Origin of the sequence: Ruegeria atlantica (genome assembly GCF_013033965.1) — a bacterium.
GTDB lineage: Bacteria > Pseudomonadota > Alphaproteobacteria > Rhodobacterales > Rhodobacteraceae > Ruegeria > Ruegeria atlantica_D.
The window spans coordinates 1-14334 of sequence record NZ_WQFE01000007.1 but is presented as its reverse complement, the minus strand read 5'-3'; the positions used below and the strand labels follow the sequence as shown (position 1 = coordinate 14334).

14 protein-coding genes are annotated in these 14334 nt (G+C 55.9%); 9 read left to right on the top strand and 5 right to left on the bottom strand.

All coding sequences use genetic code 11. From position 1 onward, the window contains the following. Window positions 1-5: 5 nt before the first annotated feature. The 3 genes from oppB to GOW16_RS13455 all read right to left on the bottom strand — a co-directional run bounded on the left by oppB (window position 6) and on the right by GOW16_RS13455 (window position 4262). Window positions 6-929 (bottom strand): oligopeptide ABC transporter permease OppB, encoded by a 924-nt coding sequence (gene oppB, locus GOW16_RS13465; RefSeq protein WP_170415823.1) that lies wholly within the window; start codon window positions 927-929, stop codon window positions 6-8. 66 nt (window positions 930-995) lie between these two features. Further along, window positions 996-2624, bottom strand: a complete 1629-nt coding sequence (locus tag GOW16_RS13460) for a peptide ABC transporter substrate-binding protein (protein ID WP_170415821.1) — start codon at window positions 2622-2624, stop codon at window positions 996-998. 402 nt (window positions 2625-3026) lie between these two features. Continuing rightward, window positions 3027-4262, bottom strand: a complete 1236-nt coding sequence (locus GOW16_RS13455; protein ID WP_170415819.1) for a lytic murein transglycosylase — start codon at window positions 4260-4262, stop codon at window positions 3027-3029. 187 nt (window positions 4263-4449) lie between these two features. Between GOW16_RS13455 and GOW16_RS13450 the strand changes: the two genes are divergently transcribed. The 6 genes from GOW16_RS13450 to GOW16_RS13425 are packed head-to-tail and all read left to right on the top strand — an operon-like array spanning window position 4450 to window position 10983. Continuing rightward, on the top strand, window positions 4450-5412 hold the full coding sequence (locus GOW16_RS13450; RefSeq protein WP_368039903.1) for a cytochrome ubiquinol oxidase subunit II: 963 nt from the start codon (window positions 4450-4452) through the stop codon (window positions 5410-5412). Next, entirely contained in the window at window positions 5409-7499 is a 2091-nt protein-coding gene (locus tag GOW16_RS13445; RefSeq protein WP_170415817.1) for a cbb3-type cytochrome c oxidase subunit I, read from the top strand. Before GOW16_RS13450 ends, GOW16_RS13445 begins: the two co-directional genes overlap by 4 nt. Continuing rightward, window positions 7496-8128 (top strand): cytochrome c oxidase subunit 3, encoded by a 633-nt coding sequence (locus tag GOW16_RS13440; RefSeq protein ID WP_170415815.1) that lies wholly within the window; start codon window positions 7496-7498, stop codon window positions 8126-8128. Before GOW16_RS13445 ends, GOW16_RS13440 begins: the two co-directional genes overlap by 4 nt. Then, complete coding sequence (locus GOW16_RS13435; RefSeq protein ID WP_254429771.1) at window positions 8121-8447, top strand: cytochrome o ubiquinol oxidase subunit IV; 327 nt, start codon at window positions 8121-8123, stop codon at window positions 8445-8447. Before GOW16_RS13440 ends, GOW16_RS13435 begins: the two co-directional genes overlap by 8 nt. A gap of 32 nt (window positions 8448-8479) precedes the next feature. Continuing rightward, complete coding sequence (locus GOW16_RS13430) at window positions 8480-9463, top strand: HlyD family secretion protein (protein ID WP_170415813.1); 984 nt, start codon at window positions 8480-8482, stop codon at window positions 9461-9463. Beyond that, the gene (locus GOW16_RS13425) at window positions 9460-10983 is read left to right on the top strand and encodes a DHA2 family efflux MFS transporter permease subunit (RefSeq protein ID WP_170415811.1); all 1524 of its coding nucleotides are present in this window, start codon (window positions 9460-9462) and stop codon (window positions 10981-10983) included. Before GOW16_RS13430 ends, GOW16_RS13425 begins: the two co-directional genes overlap by 4 nt. On the opposite strand, the gene crcB is transcribed toward GOW16_RS13425, so the two are convergent. After that, window positions 10980-11342 (bottom strand): fluoride efflux transporter CrcB, encoded by a 363-nt coding sequence (crcB, locus tag GOW16_RS13420; protein WP_170415809.1) that lies wholly within the window; start codon window positions 11340-11342, stop codon window positions 10980-10982. The two genes, GOW16_RS13425 and crcB, sit on opposite strands and share 4 nt — an antisense overlap. Next, window positions 11339-11746 carry a CrcB family protein gene (locus tag GOW16_RS13415; RefSeq protein WP_368039902.1) on the bottom strand — a complete coding sequence of 136 codons (408 nt, stop codon included), beginning with the start codon at window positions 11744-11746 and terminating at the stop codon, window positions 11339-11341. The genes crcB and GOW16_RS13415 overlap by 4 nt, the downstream gene beginning before the upstream one ends. Before the next feature lie 215 nt (window positions 11747-11961). On the opposite strand from GOW16_RS13415, the gene GOW16_RS13410 reads away from it, so the two are divergent. From GOW16_RS13410 to GOW16_RS13400, 3 genes are read left to right on the top strand one after another with little or no spacing between them, the layout of a single operon-like run. Continuing rightward, complete coding sequence (locus GOW16_RS13410; protein WP_170415806.1) at window positions 11962-13542, top strand: FMN-binding glutamate synthase family protein; 1581 nt, start codon at window positions 11962-11964, stop codon at window positions 13540-13542. Window positions 13543-13601: 59 nt separating this feature from the next. Beyond that, window positions 13602-14141, top strand: a complete 540-nt coding sequence (locus GOW16_RS13405; protein WP_170415804.1) for an RNA polymerase sigma factor — start codon at window positions 13602-13604, stop codon at window positions 14139-14141. After that, complete coding sequence (locus GOW16_RS13400) at window positions 14138-14320, top strand: hypothetical protein (RefSeq protein WP_170415802.1); 183 nt, start codon at window positions 14138-14140, stop codon at window positions 14318-14320. Before GOW16_RS13405 ends, GOW16_RS13400 begins: the two co-directional genes overlap by 4 nt. Window positions 14321-14334 lie beyond the last annotated feature (14 nt).

Below are 14334 nucleotides of genomic sequence, written 5' to 3'. Positions count from 1 at the left end.
AGCCCTCAGTAACGGATTTTCGGATCGAACCAGGCATAGGCCAGGTCGGTCAGCAGGTTCACCAGTACGGTCAGGACGCCATAAAGGATCGTGACCCCCAGCAGCACGGCATAGTCGCGAGACAGAGCCGAGCCTACATAGGCCTGCCCCAGTCCGCCGGTGGAGAAGTAGATGTCCACAAACACCGAACCGGTCAGTACGTAGACAAATACCGGTCCCAGATAGGACACGACAGGCAGCAAGGTTGGCTTCAGCGCGTGGCGCCAGATCACAGTTCTTGTCGGCAGACCCTTGGCGCGGGCGGTGCGGATGAAGTTCGAGTTCAGAACCTCCAGCATCGAAGACCGCGTGATCCGCGCAATGGACCCCATATACGATGTGGCGAGCGCGATAACAGGCATGATCAGATATGGCCACTGGCCGCCATTCCAGCCGCCGCCTGGCAGCCATCCCAGCCACAATGTGAAGGTCAGGATCAGGATCGGGCCCATGATGAAGTTCGGCAGCGCCTGTGCCGCGATACCCAGACCGACGGCGAAATAGTCGATCCAGCTGTTGTGTTTGATCGCGGCGGCAATCCCCAGCGCGACTCCGACGGTTGTTGCGACCAGGAAGGACAGCGAACCATAGGTCAGCGAGATCGGGAAACCTTGCGCGATGATGTCATTCACGTCCCGATCCTTGAACTTGAAGGACGGGCCGAAATCGAAATGCACGACGATGTTGTAGAGGTAGTCCCACAGCTGTTTCCACAGCGGCTGGTCCAGCCCGTACCGCGCCTCGATATTGGCCAGTACCGCGGGCGGCAGCGGCCGCTCCGAGGTGAAAGGCCCACCTGGCGCGAAGTGCATCAGAAAGAAACTTGCAACGATCAGCAAAAGGATCGTTGGGACGGCCATAAACAACCGCCGGACGATATAGGCAAGCATTTCATGCCCCCAATTATTGGCATTGCCCCGAAGAAAACTCCGGGGCAACACGTGGTCTAAGGATGATTATTCGGCGACTTTGTAGAGGTTCTTGGAATACCAGTTCTGCTCTACGTTGTTGACCGGCCAGTTACCGACATCGCTGTCCATCATGTAGACACCAGCATAGTGATAGATCGGGATAACGGGGGTCTCTTGCGCAATGATGCGCTCAACCTCGGTGTACAGAGGTGCCGCATCGTCAGAGGTTTTGGCTTCGGACAGCAGCTCGTCAACGCGTGCGTTGTTGTACTTGCCGTCGTTATAACCAGAGTCCGACTGCAGGAGGTCAAGGAAGGTCGAGGCTTCGTTGTAGTCGCCGCACCATGCGCCACGGGCCAGATCGAAGTTCTGGTTGCCGCGCTCTTCCAGGAAGATCTTCCATTCCATGTTGGCCAGCTCAGCGTTGACGCCCAGCTTTTGCTTCCACATCTGGCTCAGCGCCACGGCGACCTTCTTGTGTGCCTCCGAGGTGTTGTAAACCATCTCAAAGCTCAGTGGGTTGTCGGGACCATAACCAGCTGCAGCCAGCAGCTCTTTGGCCAGTTCGTCACGCTCGGCCTGAGACATGGACGCCATTTCTACGTCCGGAACGTCAAAGCCAGCGGTCGCTGCCGGAGCAAAGGTATAAGCCTGAGGCTGTCCACCTGCCATGATGTTTTCAGTGATGATCTTGCGATCTACGGCCAGGGACAGCGCCTGACGGACGTTCGGGTCTTTGAAGGCCTCGGGGCCGCCATCGGACAGGTTGAACGTGTAATAATAGTTACACAGACGCGGGAAGCTGATTGCCTCTTCCGGGTGCTCTTTTTGCAGGCGTGGGAACTGACCGGCGGGAACTTCGGTGCGATCCAGCTCACCTGCCAGGTAACGGGTCAAGGCGACGTTTTCATCGTTGATGACCAAGGCGACAACCTTGTCGATGATGGTGTTGTCGTTGTCCCAGTAGTTTTCGTTCCGCTCACGAACCGAACGTTCCTGCGGCAGATGTTCGGTCAGGACATAAGCACCGTTCGAAACGATGTTTTCAGGCTTTGTCCAGGCGTCGCCAAACTCTTCGATGACTTTTTGCGGGGCAGGGAAAGTGGTCGAGTGCGTGGTCATCTGCGCGAAATACGGCAGAGGGGCGCTCAAAGTCACTTCAAGTGTATGGTCGTCGATGGCTTTTACGCCCAGGTCGTCAACCGGCTTGTCACCCGCGATGATTTCAGATGCGTTTTCGATCGACATCAGCTCCATGAACCACGCGTAAGGCGAAGACAGAGCGGGATCGACGGCACGTTTCCAGGCGAACACAAAATCGCCGGCAGTTACCGGATCACCGTTCGACCATTTCGCATCGTCGCGCAGCGTAAAGGTGTAGACATCTTTGGTGTCGTTAGTGGTGTAACTGGTCGCAACACCTGGGACCAGGTTGCCGTCTTCGTCCTGGTTCATCAGGCCTTCGAACAGATCACGCACGATCTCGGCGCCGGACACATCTTCGACAACCTGAGGGTCGACCGAGCTGTGTTCGTCCAGAATACGATAGGTAAAAGTCTGATCATCCGCCAGCGCTTCGCCGGTTTCCGGGTGGGTACCTGCGGCAAAGGCAGCGCCTGTAATCATGGTCGAGGTCAGAAGCCCCGCAAGAGATGTACGAATATACTTGTTCATGTGTTTCAACTCCCGTTTTTTTCAGCGACCCACGCGCATCCCTTCAGGATGGCTGAAGGCCACCATGTTTGTCCGACCCAGAAAGAGACCGGGACTGGTTCGAATTTTGCTTTTTCAGATCGCAATGAACACCGCGTCGCAGTCTTTCGGTTTGCAGTCGGGAACGTGTTTGCAAAAGTCGCCTTTCACTGACGCAGAAGGTGGCACTATTTCAAAAAAGGTTAAAGCCTTTGCCTGCAAATTGAGCAACCAGAGGTGGATTGTGATAGAATTTCGGGGTTCAGCGGAATTTTTGTACCGAAACCCCAAGGCTTCGTGACATTTTAGTGAAGCACGAAGATTTCAGTTTGGCTGTTTCCGCATGGTCAAACAACACAGGGGTCTCAGGATCAGGGCGAATCGCTACCGGATCAGCGTGGCCTTCATGCCCGCGTCCGGAAAGCAGGTCGGAACCTGACCAATTGTTTCTTGCCAGCGTCCGATCGAGCGGCGGGTCTTGAACCCTGGCAGGCCGTCTGCGCCGCCTACGTCGTGCCCTTGTTGTTCCAGTGTACGCTGCATGGCCGCGATGTCGGACCTGTACATGGCGTCGATCTTGCCCCATCGCCCCGAAAAATCGCCAACGTTGTATTGAATACGGTCACCGACATGCCCAACGAACAAGGCGTAGAGATCGCTCTTGTTGTATTCTTTGAGGACATAGAAGTTGGGTGTGACGATAAAGGCCGGGCCGTTCCGGCCAGCGGGCATCATCAAAAATCCTTCTCCGCCCAACTCGTGCTTAGGAAATGGTTTGCCTGACACGCGTACAATACCCATTTTGGCCCAGTCCCGTATGCGCCTGCCTTGATCGGGGCCTTCCAGCGCGCAGGAAATGGTGTCGGGAACGATGACTTCGAACCCCCAATCGCGTCCGGTTTTCCACCCGTGTTGCGCCAGGTAATTCCCGATCGACGCAATCGTATCTTCGGCCGAGGTCCAAATGTCGGTTTTCCCGTCTGCGTTTCCGTCGGCCGCATAGGTCAGAAAATTGGATGGCATGAATTGCGGCTGGCCTAACGCACCCGCCCAGCTGCTTTTCATTGTACCCGGCGGTGCATCGCCTGCTTCAGCGATCTGCAGCGCCGCGATCAACTCTGCGGTAAAATAGTCAGCGCGGGTACTCATGAATCCTTTGGTACCCAGCACCTGAAAGGCGTTGTGCCGAATTGCAACTTGCCCATAACCGCTCTCACGACCCCAAATGGCCAGAATAATGCGGCCTGGCACGCCGGTTTCGGCTTCGACGCGCGATAAGGTTGCCGCGTGTCTTCGGGCCATCTTGCGCCCAACAGATGTTGTGCCCTGAACGGAACCCGCGCTGAAGTACCGACCCGGAGACCCGAATTCAGCTTGCTTTTGCTGTTTCGGAGATTTGACCGGTTGCCCGGGCGGCACCAGATCCGGCAATTTCCAATTGAGTGTCACACCGTCAAAGGCCTGTAGCATCGTGCGTTTAGAAACACCCTCGGCTCGGGCCATCGGCCAGACGGTTTCTTGCAACCAAAACTGAAATTGCCTTTCGACCGCAGCACGATCCTGCGCGGTTGCACTTGTGGACAGGCACCAAAGACCAAGGATGAAAGCTATCCAACGCATCACCTAAGGTCTGTCTCGGCCAGAACGGCAAGTCAACAGCAGCTTACTTGAAGTTTTTGTCTGCACTTGTTGCTGTCGTTGGTCAGCGTCAGTGGCAGCAGACCGGGCATTTGGGAAAAAGCCTTGAGAAATTTCATTTGTCTGCCGATAGTTGGCCCGAGAGGTTGCTTCAGGAGGACTATCAGGCGTGGCCCTATTCCGAATGTCACCAAAGGCGATGCATGTCGTGACCACTGCCGCGGCTCTCTCCTTAATGGCGCATACTGCTTGCGCCAGTGACAGTTTCATGGACCCACAAGGTCCGATTGCCGCTGTCCAAAAGGTGCATCTTTTGCGTGCCACTGCTCTGATTCTGCTAGCCGTTGTTCCGGTTCTTGTTTTGGTTCCGCTGATTGCTATCCGATATCGGCGCCGCAAAGAGGGCAGTGCCCTTTATCGGCCCAAGTGGGATTTCTCCGGGAAACTGGAATTCGTTATGTGGGGCGTGCCGGTCCTGATTGTCGCGCTGCTGTCATTTTATCTTTGGAAGGCGACCCACCGATTGGATCCCTATTCAGATCGCTTTGGTGAAATGCCTGCGTTGAACGTTCAGGTCGTTGGGCTGGACTGGAAATGGCTGTTCATCTACCCCGACCTTGGCATCGCCAGCGTCGGAGAGTTTGGAATACCGGTCAAACAACAGGTCGCGATGACGCTGACGACCGATACCGTCATGCAGTCATTCATGATCCCGGCATTGGCTGGCCAGATTTACGCTATGCCCGGCATGACGACAGAATTGCATGTCGTGTCGGATGTGCCCGCGACAATGCAGGGCGAGAACACGCAGTACAATGGACGTGGGTTTACCAAGCAGAAATTTCAAACCGTCTCCATGCCAAGCGAAGAATTCAGTTCGTGGGTCGAAAAAGTGCGCAACAACGGTATAGCACTGAACGATGAAACGTATCGCATTTTGGCCATGCGGTCGGACAGGGACGAGGTGCAGGCCGCCTTGGGAACCGCGCAAATGCCTGAAAACGTTTTGTACTTCACGCTCGAGGACGGCAACCTGTTTCAATCAATTGTGCATCGGTATCACGGTGGCAAAGCTCTGAGCGCCGAGCAACAGCCGGGGACGGTAGAATTCGGGCAGGAGGTACAGCAATGACCACCAATGGTTCTGGCTTCTTTGGCCGTCTGGATTGGGACTCTTTCCCGATTGCGGGACTTATACAGAATCCCAACACGAACGAGATCGTTGCCAATGCGGCGGCTGCAATTGTGATCGTCGGCGTCATAATCGTCGTCGGGGCATTGACGTGGTTTCGCCTTTGGGGGCCATTGTGGCGTGACTGGCTGACCAGCACGGATCACAAGAAGATCGGCATCATGTATATCGTGTTCGCAATCGTCATGCTGGCGCGCGGCGTGCTGGAAGGCGTTGTCATGCGGGCGCAACAGGCGGCGGGACCGGGCGACGGGTTTCTAGAGGCTGAGCATTTCGCCGAACTCTTTAGCACCCACGGCACGATCATGATCTTCTTTGTGGCCGTTCCCTTTGTGTTCGGCCTCGCGAATTTCCTGGTCCCACTGATGATCGGTGCGCGTGATGTTGCTTTTCCGGTGATGAACCAGATCAGCCTTGGCCTGACCGTTTCGGCCGGGATGATGCTGATGGTCTCGCTGGTGGTGGGCGAGTTTTCGACCGGCGGCTGGACAGCTTATCCGCCCTACACCGGTGCGGCGTTCAATCCCGGTGTCGGCCCAGACTACTGGATCTGGGCGATCGTTGTATCCGGCATCGGAACGACACTCACGGGCATCAACTTTGCCGTCACAATTTACAAGCTGCGTGCGCCGGGCATGAAATTCATGCGGCTGCCCATGTATTGCTGGACAATCATCTGCAGTTCGATCCTGATCGTTTTTGCCATGCCGCCTCTTGGGGTTGCAGCGCTCATGCTGGCGGCTGACAGGTATTTGGACTTCCATTTTTTCACCAACGACCTTGGCGGCAATATGATGAACTATGCCAACTTGTTTTGGCTGTTCGGTCACCCCGAGGTCTATCTGTTGGTTTTGCCGGCCTACGGCATCTATTCCGAGGTGTTTGCCACGTTCTCGGCTAAACGTTTGTACGGCTATAACTCGTTGGTCATCGCCACGATGTCGATTGCGGTGCTGTCCTTCACAGTCTGGCTGCACCACTTTTTCACGATGGGTCAAAGCGCGCTAATCAACGCAGTTTTTGGCATCGCGACAATGCTGATTGCCATTCCGACCGGCGTGAAAGTCTATGACTGGATGGCGACGCTGTTCCGGGGGCGTATCCGGTTCTCTGTGCCTATGCTTTACGGCCTTTCTTTCCTGATGCTGTTTGTGATCGGTGGCCTTTCTGGCGTGATCCTTGCCAACCCCACGGTGGACTATCAGGTTCACAACACTCTGTTTCTGGTCGCCCACTTTCACAACGTCTTATTGCCGGGGGTGCTGTTCGGGTTGCTTGCCGGGTACAATTATTGGTTCCCCAAAGCCTTTGGGTTCCGTCTGAACGAGGCTTGGGGCCGAGTCTCGGTCGCGTTGTGGACCGTCGGATTCATGGTGACGTTCCTGCCGCTGTACTTCGTTGGACTGATGGGAATGCCCCGCAGGTCATTCAGTTGGGAGGACCCGAGCTTCCACCCATACATGATTATCGCGGTCGTCGGCGCATTGATCATCTTGGCCGCCTTGCTTTCGGTCGTTGTCCAGCTTTGGATCAGTATCCGTAACCGGGAAAAGACACGTGTTCCAGTGGGTGATCCTTGGGATGCGCGCACATTGGAGTGGTCCATCCCGGCGCCGCCGCCCCCGTATAACTTTGCCATCATCCCCCATGTCACCGATCGCGATAACTTTGCTGCTGCGAAAGAGCGCGGCACCGCGTACCCGTCACCAGATGCCTATGAAGACATCTCGGTGCCGCTGAACACCGGCATTGGTTTTATTCTTTGCGTGCTCAGCGGGGTCTGGATGTTTGCGTTGGTCTGGTGGATCTGGTGGCTGGCTTTGTTGATGTCAGTCCTGATGCTTGCGTCCTTTATCGCATGGACGTTCAAGTCCGAAACGGAACGGATCATTCCGGCCGAAGAGATACGCAGGCAGCACGAAGCCTGGTTGGATCTGGTCCATAACTCTCAGCCTGTTGATCGTGATTACGAAACAGCACCCGAAAACCGCGGTTTGGCCCGCCCGGATCTGGAGGCCGCGACATGAAACGCGCGCCCACCCATAGCTATCCCGGTCTGAACCTTGGACGACGGCACGCAAGCGCCGACAAGGCAAGCGAAGTCGTTACGTTCGGGTTCTGGGTCTTCTTGATGAGCGATCTGGTCTATTTCGGCCTGATGTTCGCGATCTACATCACGATGATCGACGCACAGGCTGGCGGACCGGGACCGGCTGAATTGTTCGACCTGAAAAGCATTTTTGCCCAGACGCTTATTCTTTTGACCAGCAGTCTGACTGTCGGTCTTGCAATGCTTGCTCTCAAATACAACCTGCCGCGGTGGCGGATCGTGTTCTGGTTCTGCGTGACATTGGTTCTTGGGCTCTGTTTTTTGTTTTTGGAAATTCGCGACTTCATGTCCATGGCCGAGAAGGGCGGCATCCCGCAGCGCAGCGGATTTCTATCTGCGTTCTATGGGCTGGTGCCCCTGCACGGGCTTCATGTCACGGCCGGGTGTATATGGTTGATCGTGCTGGGTATTCAGCTGCGGGTCTTTGGCCTGACCGATCTGCTGATGTCGCGCGTGGTACGGCTGGCGCTATTCTGGCACTTTCTGGACCTAATCTGGATCGGCATCATCACGATCGTTTACTTCGGAGGGCTGACCTATGGATAAACGCAGCGAAATGCATCGCCGCGAACGCCGCCGCTATGTGATCGGTTATGGTGGGTCGCTTTTGTTGACCTTTGCAGTATTCGGAATTGCTTATCGATACGGTATTGAGACACCGGGTGTTTACCTTGCAATCAGTTTGCTTGGATTGGCTCAGTTGATCGTACAGCTGGTTTATTTTCTGCATATCGACCGGCGGCGCAGCAGTCGCGAAGACCTGGACCTTATCTTGTTTTCCACGATGGTGCTGCTGATCATCATCCTGGGCACGGTCTGGATCATGGGAAATCTGGCGGTTCGTATGCATACTATTCCGATGTGACGTCTGACCGCACCAAGTGAAGGAACGGGTTCATGAAATCTCTCAAGGTTGTCGGTGCTGCAGTCATCGTGGGCGCAATCGCCGCTGGCCTTGTGTTGTACTGGCGTCATCAGGAACGCTACCCTTCGACCGATGACGCCTATATCGGGGCGAATATCATCTACGTGGCACCACAAGTCACCGGTCAGGTCGCAGAGGTGCTGGTGATTGAGAACCAGCCGGTCAAGACCGGTGACTTGTTGTTCACAATTGACGATACTCAATTCAAGGCTTCGGTCGATCAGGCCAAGGCCAATCTCGACAGCGCGGTGCAGCAGGCGCAGTCTTACAGTACGCAAATAGCGGCCGCACAAGCGGTGGTCGACAGCACGCAGTCGGCCTACAATACCGCTCAAAGCAATCTGGAACGTGCTAAGGCGCTGTTTTCAGATGGTGATCTGGCCCAGGCGTCACTGGATCAGTCGAGTTCGGAATTTGCGCGCGCCGCGGCGCAACTTACCACAAGCCAATCAGCCCTGTTGGCCCTACAAAGCGGTCTCGCGGCCAAGCAGGATGACATCCTGTCATCGCAAGCTCAGTTGGAAATCGCGCAGGCCAATCAGAATTGGACCAAGGTTTTTGCATCAGCAGATGGTTGGATCGCCAACCTGAGCCTCCGACCGGGGTCCTCGGTTTCCGCCAATGCACCGCAATTCTCGATCGTAGAGTCCTCTGATTGGTGGGTGGACGCCAATTTCAAAGAGACGTCACTGCCGCGCATCCGGCCCGGCCAACCCGTCAGCGTCAAGATCGACATGCTGCCGGGCCTGACACTGACAGGAAAGGTCGCGTCTATCGGACGGGGCTCTGGGGATACGTTCTCACTCCTGCCGTCTGAGAATGCCAGTGGCAACTGGGTCAAAGTCACGCGGCGTTTTCCGGTGCGGGTTGAGCTTGACCCAACGGACGCTCCACTGCGCGTGGGCGGTAGCAGCAAAGTAACTGTGGATACCACAGCGTCACAGGCCCAAAAATGACGTCCCCGGCAGCAGGCCACATCAATCCGGTGATTGTGGTTGCTGTTGTTCTCAGCGCTATCCTTGAAGTGCTCGACAGCACAATCGTCAATGTCGCGCTGCCCCATATTCAAGCAGCGTTCGGCGCAACGACGGATCAGGCCACGTGGATACTGACGAGCTATATCGTATCGGCTGTTGTAGTGATGCCGCTAACGGGCTTTGTCGCCCGCCGTGTTGGCCGTCGACGCTTGATCCTGACCGCCGTGGCCGGGTTCGCCACTATGTCGGTCATGTGTGGCCTGTCCTGGAGCCTTGAGACCATCGTCGCCTTTCGCCTTGCCCAGGGCATGTTCGGTGCCTTTTTGATCCCGCTGTCCCAATCTATTCTTTTCGACGCGTTCCCCCGCGAGAAGCGCGGGCAGGCGATGGCGGTCTTCGGCCTCGGGGTCGTCGTGGCCCCGGTGTTGGGGCCTACGGTGGGGGCAATTCTGACCGAGTATTTCTCGTGGCGAATGGTGTTCTTTGTGAACCTGCCGGTCGCCGCGATGGCGCTACTTTTGCTTGCCGGAGAGCTGCCAGACGATGAAACAGAAGAGGTTCGCATTGATTGGACCGGCCTTGCCCTTCTGGCCATCGGAATTGGCTGCCTGCAATTTTTTCTGGATCAGGGAGAAACCAAGGACTGGCTGTCATCGCGGGTCATTCAGGTTGCCGTCATCGCTTCGGTTTTGGGCGCGCTGGGGTTCATCATGCACGTGTTGACCACGGAAAAGCCGGTGGTCGACCTGCGTTTTTTCGCGGATCGCAATTTTGCGCTGTGCAATCTGGTTATCGCTGGATTTGCGATTTCCCTGTTCGGCGGCATCGCGATCCTGCCGACATTTGTTCAGAACCTGTTGGACTATCCGGTTATCGCATCCGGCCATTTGTTTATCCCGAGAGGGGTCGCTGCAGGTGTTTCGATGGTTTTGACCGGCGCGGTTTTGGTAACGCGTTATGACCCGCGTGTTCTGGCTGGGTTGGGAATGCTTTTGACGGCTGTCAGCAATTTCATGATGGGAGCTCTCAACATGGACGCGGGTTTTTGGGAGCTTGCCTGGCCGGGGGCAGTAAGCGGTCTGGGTATGGGCCTGGTGTTTGTACCAATGTCGATATTGGCTTTCGAAAGCATATCCAAATCGCGGCAGGACGAGGCATCCGGCTTGTTCAATGTGACCCGTCAGCTTGGATCATCGGTTGGAATTTCCTTGGTCGGGACGTGGGTTGTCCGTGGCTTGCAGACAAACACAGCTGTTCTCAGCCAAAACGTGACGCCCTATAACCCGGCCGCGCAAGCCTATCTTGCGCCTCTGAATTTGACGCCGGACAGTGCTCAAGGTGCGGCTATTCTGGGACAGGAGATCGCGCAGCAGGCTGAACTGATTTCATACCTGACCGTTTTCAACAATCTAGGGCTTTTGGCCTTGGCGACTATTCCGCTGCTGTTCTTTTGCAAGGCACCGAAACCCGGAACGCAGGCATCGGTGCATGCACATTAACGCATCAGGAACAGGCCAATTGCGAGCGCGGACCAGCACAGGCCCAAACTAAGAAGTATGTTGCCCACCGCCAGTGCGATGGTCCGCTCGCGCCGTAGCTCTAGCGATTGATAGGCAAAACTCGAAAACGTCGTGAAACCACCGCAAAAGCCGAAAACCAAGCGTTTTTCTTCTTCACCCATCTCAATTGGGTCGCCGAGATACCCGATCCAGAGACCCAGCAGCAGGCTACCCAGTATATTTACAATCAGAGTTGAAAATGGCAGGTCATGAACAACGCGTAGAGCGATCCAATGGCGCAAAACGGCTCCTAAACCGCCGCCCAATCCGAACATGGCATGAAGGAACAGATCGCTCATTCAGTTGCCCCATGCCTATGAAAACGCCGTCCGATTGCCTCGCCCAGTATAGCGGCGGCCAGCCCAGCCGCGATCTCCAACGCGGCGGCCGAGGTCGCAATCCAGATGTTAGACAACGCCAATCGCTCCAATTCCGCAACAAAAGAGGAAAAAGTCGAAAGACCGCCACAAAAGCCAACAGCACCAAGATGCAGCATGTGGGCATGGACGCGGCTTCGCACCGAATACAGCCAACCAAGTACGAAGCAGGCCACGATATTAATGCCAAAGGTCTGCGTCAGGAACCCGATGCCAGGTATGTTCACCGAGAACAGTTCGCGCATCAGAGAGCCCGCCGCGCCACCGATGAATACGGCACCAAACATCAATGCCGTGGTCCGAACATGCGTTCGTTCTTGTGTCACAGCCTGTCGTCCTGCCCAGATCCCGTTTCTTTTGGGATAATAGCTGACGTTGTCAGGATCAACAGCGCCCGAGGTCGGGGCTACATTTCACAACTTTGCCTGATTGCGTGAAAACAGCCACAATTGCTTGCAATCTAACGGCGATTTGGCCCACGTTGACGAAGGCTTCGCCTACCACAGCCGGCTGGAAACCACGCGACCCTGGGAGAGCACGAATGATTGTACGCAGACTCTATTATTTCCTAACATACGTGTGTCTGCCGTTGACCCTGTTGTGGGGGTTTTTCTGGCCGCCCGCCCATTGGTTGCTGGTTGTGCTGATTCCATACGCCGTGGTCGGCCTCTATGACATGCTGACAACCAAGCACAACGTGCTGAACAACTACCCGGTTCTCGGGCATTTTCGGTACATGCTGGAATTTGTCAGTCCGGAAATCCGTCAGTATTTTGTGGAAACCAACGAAAGCGGCCGCCCCTTCAACAGGATCGTTCGATCGCTTGTCTACTCGCGTGCAAAAGGGCAGGTGGATACGCAGGCATTTGGTACACAGTACGACGTGCTGACCGTCGGATACCATCGGGCAAACCACTCGCTCGCGCCCAAACATGTGGATGAAAGCGAAGAACGGATTATGCTGGGTGGGCCACAATGCACGCAGCCGTACAGTGCATCGCGGCTGAATGTATCAGCCATGAGCTTTGGGGCGCTCAGTGCCAATGCGATCCGGGCACTGAACGGCGGAGCCAAGGACGGCGGATTTGCGCATAACACTGGTGAAGGCGGCCTGTCCCCGCACCATCTGGCTGAGGGCGGCGATATCATCTGGCAGATCGGAACGGGCTATTTCGGCTGCCGCACGTCTGATGGCGGTTTCGATAAGGACCTGTTTGCCGAAAAAGCCAAGAAGGACGTTGTCAAAGCGATAGAGATCAAGCTGTCACAGGGTGCCAAGCCCTCGCATGGTGGCGTGTTGCCTGCAGCAAAAGTGGATAAGGAGATTGCGGAGATCCGCGGTGTGCCAGAACATCAGGACGTGATATCACCGCCCATCCACTCTGCCTTCGAAGGTCCGACTGGTCTGCTGAATTTTGTGCAGCATCTGCGGGAAATGTCTGGCGGCAAGCCGATCGGGTTCAAGCTGTGTATTGGCAGACCGTCGGAATTCATGGCGATTTGCAAGGCGATGCTGGAAACAGGCATCCTGCCGGACTTCATCACAATCGACGGTGCCGAAGGTGGTACAGGTGCCGCACCGGTCGAATTCACCAACCGCTTGGGTATGCCGCTTAACGAAGCCCTGATCTTCGTAAATAACTGCCTGCGTGGCGTAGGTCTGCGCGACAAAATCCGGATTATCTGTTCGGGTAAGGTGGCCACAGGCTATGATATGGTCGAGAAATTCGCGCTGGGGGCGGACATGTGCAATGCGGCCCGCGCGATGATGTTTGCCGTAGGGTGCATTCAGGCGCTGCATTGCAATACGAACCGCTGCCCGTCAGGTGTGGCCACTCAGGACCCGATACGGGGCAGGGCGGTCAATGTTCCCCAAAAACGCCAGCGCGTGCACCGCTTTCACGATGCGACGCTTGAGAGTTTCCGAGAGCTTTTGGGCGCTATGGGCAAAGAGAAGGTATCTGACCTGCGTCCAGGCGATATCCGCCGCCGCACGGCAGATGAACGGGAGCGGTCATACGCTGAACTCTATACCTTTATCGACGAAGGCGTATTGCTGACCGACGCAATACCGTCTGACTTTGCAGCGGATTGGAAATTGGCTTCAGCGGGCCATTTTTAATTTTTTACGGCCTCGCCAAGGATTGACGTTTTTGATTCGTCATACCCAGTGTGATGCGTATGAAAACATCGGATGAGGACCTGGCCAAAGCCGCCGCGGACGGAGATGCCGATGCGTTTGCGACCCTGTTGCAGCGCCACTATGACCGGGTCTTTCGTCTGGCCTTTCGTCTGACCGGACGGGCCGATCAGGCTGAAGACCTGACACAGGATATCTGTGCAGCCCTGCCTGACAAAATCGCGGGCTTTCGGGCGCAGGCCAAGTTCACAACCTGGCTTTATCGAGTCGTCGTCAACGCGGCCGAGGATGCCCGGCGTCGTCAGGCAAGCCATAGCCGCGCCGCCGCAGGGTGGGGCGATATTGAACAAATGCGACGGGCAGAGGCTTCTGAAACAGCAGAAGCAGTGGATTGGCTACAAGGTGCCATGCGATCGCTGCCGTCAGAGTTGCAGGACACATTGGCCCTGACACTAGAGGATGAAATGACACATGCCGAAGCGGCCGTAGTTCTGGGTGTGTCCGAAGGCACCGTTTCTTGGCGCATGTCCGACATCCGGAAACGCCTGCGCGCCCTACGACAAGAGGAATTGGCACAATGACCGATGATCTTGATGACTTCAAAGCTCTGATGGATGCCGCGACACCGACACCAAATACTGAGCGACGGGCAGAAAACCTGAAATTGGCACAAAAAAATTTCGTCGACACCCAAGGATCGCACACCGCGATGCGTCCGACTTCTGTGGTTGCCGCCCGGGATGCAAGAGATAAAAGTTAGTTACAGACGTGATC

Bases quoted from the DNA above. Each gene is read 5' to 3' on its own strand.
- oppB (WP_170415823.1), bottom strand. From the start codon at position 929: ATGCTTGCCTATATCGTCCGGCGGTTGTTTATGGCCGTCCCAACGATC.
- GOW16_RS13460 (WP_170415821.1), bottom strand. From the start codon at position 2,624: ATGAACAAGTATATTCGTACATCTCTTGCGGGGCTTCTGACCTCGACC.
- GOW16_RS13455 (WP_170415819.1), bottom strand. From the start codon at position 4,262: ATGCGTTGGATAGCTTTCATCCTTGGTCTTTGGTGCCTGTCCACAAGT.
- GOW16_RS13445 (WP_170415817.1), top strand. From the start codon at position 5,409: ATGACCACCAATGGTTCTGGCTTCTTTGGCCGTCTGGATTGGGACTCT.
- GOW16_RS13440 (WP_170415815.1), top strand. From the start codon at position 7,496: ATGAAACGCGCGCCCACCCATAGCTATCCCGGTCTGAACCTTGGACGA.
- GOW16_RS13435 (WP_254429771.1), top strand. From the start codon at position 8,121: ATGGATAAACGCAGCGAAATGCATCGCCGCGAACGCCGCCGCTATGTG.
- GOW16_RS13430 (WP_170415813.1), top strand. From the start codon at position 8,480: ATGAAATCTCTCAAGGTTGTCGGTGCTGCAGTCATCGTGGGCGCAATC.
- GOW16_RS13425 (WP_170415811.1), top strand. From the start codon at position 9,460: ATGACGTCCCCGGCAGCAGGCCACATCAATCCGGTGATTGTGGTTGCT.
- crcB (WP_170415809.1), bottom strand. From the start codon at position 11,342: ATGAGCGATCTGTTCCTTCATGCCATGTTCGGATTGGGCGGCGGTTTA.
- GOW16_RS13410 (WP_170415806.1), top strand. From the start codon at position 11,962: ATGATTGTACGCAGACTCTATTATTTCCTAACATACGTGTGTCTGCCG.
- GOW16_RS13405 (WP_170415804.1), top strand. From the start codon at position 13,602: ATGAAAACATCGGATGAGGACCTGGCCAAAGCCGCCGCGGACGGAGAT.
- GOW16_RS13400 (WP_170415802.1), top strand. From the start codon at position 14,138: ATGACCGATGATCTTGATGACTTCAAAGCTCTGATGGATGCCGCGACA.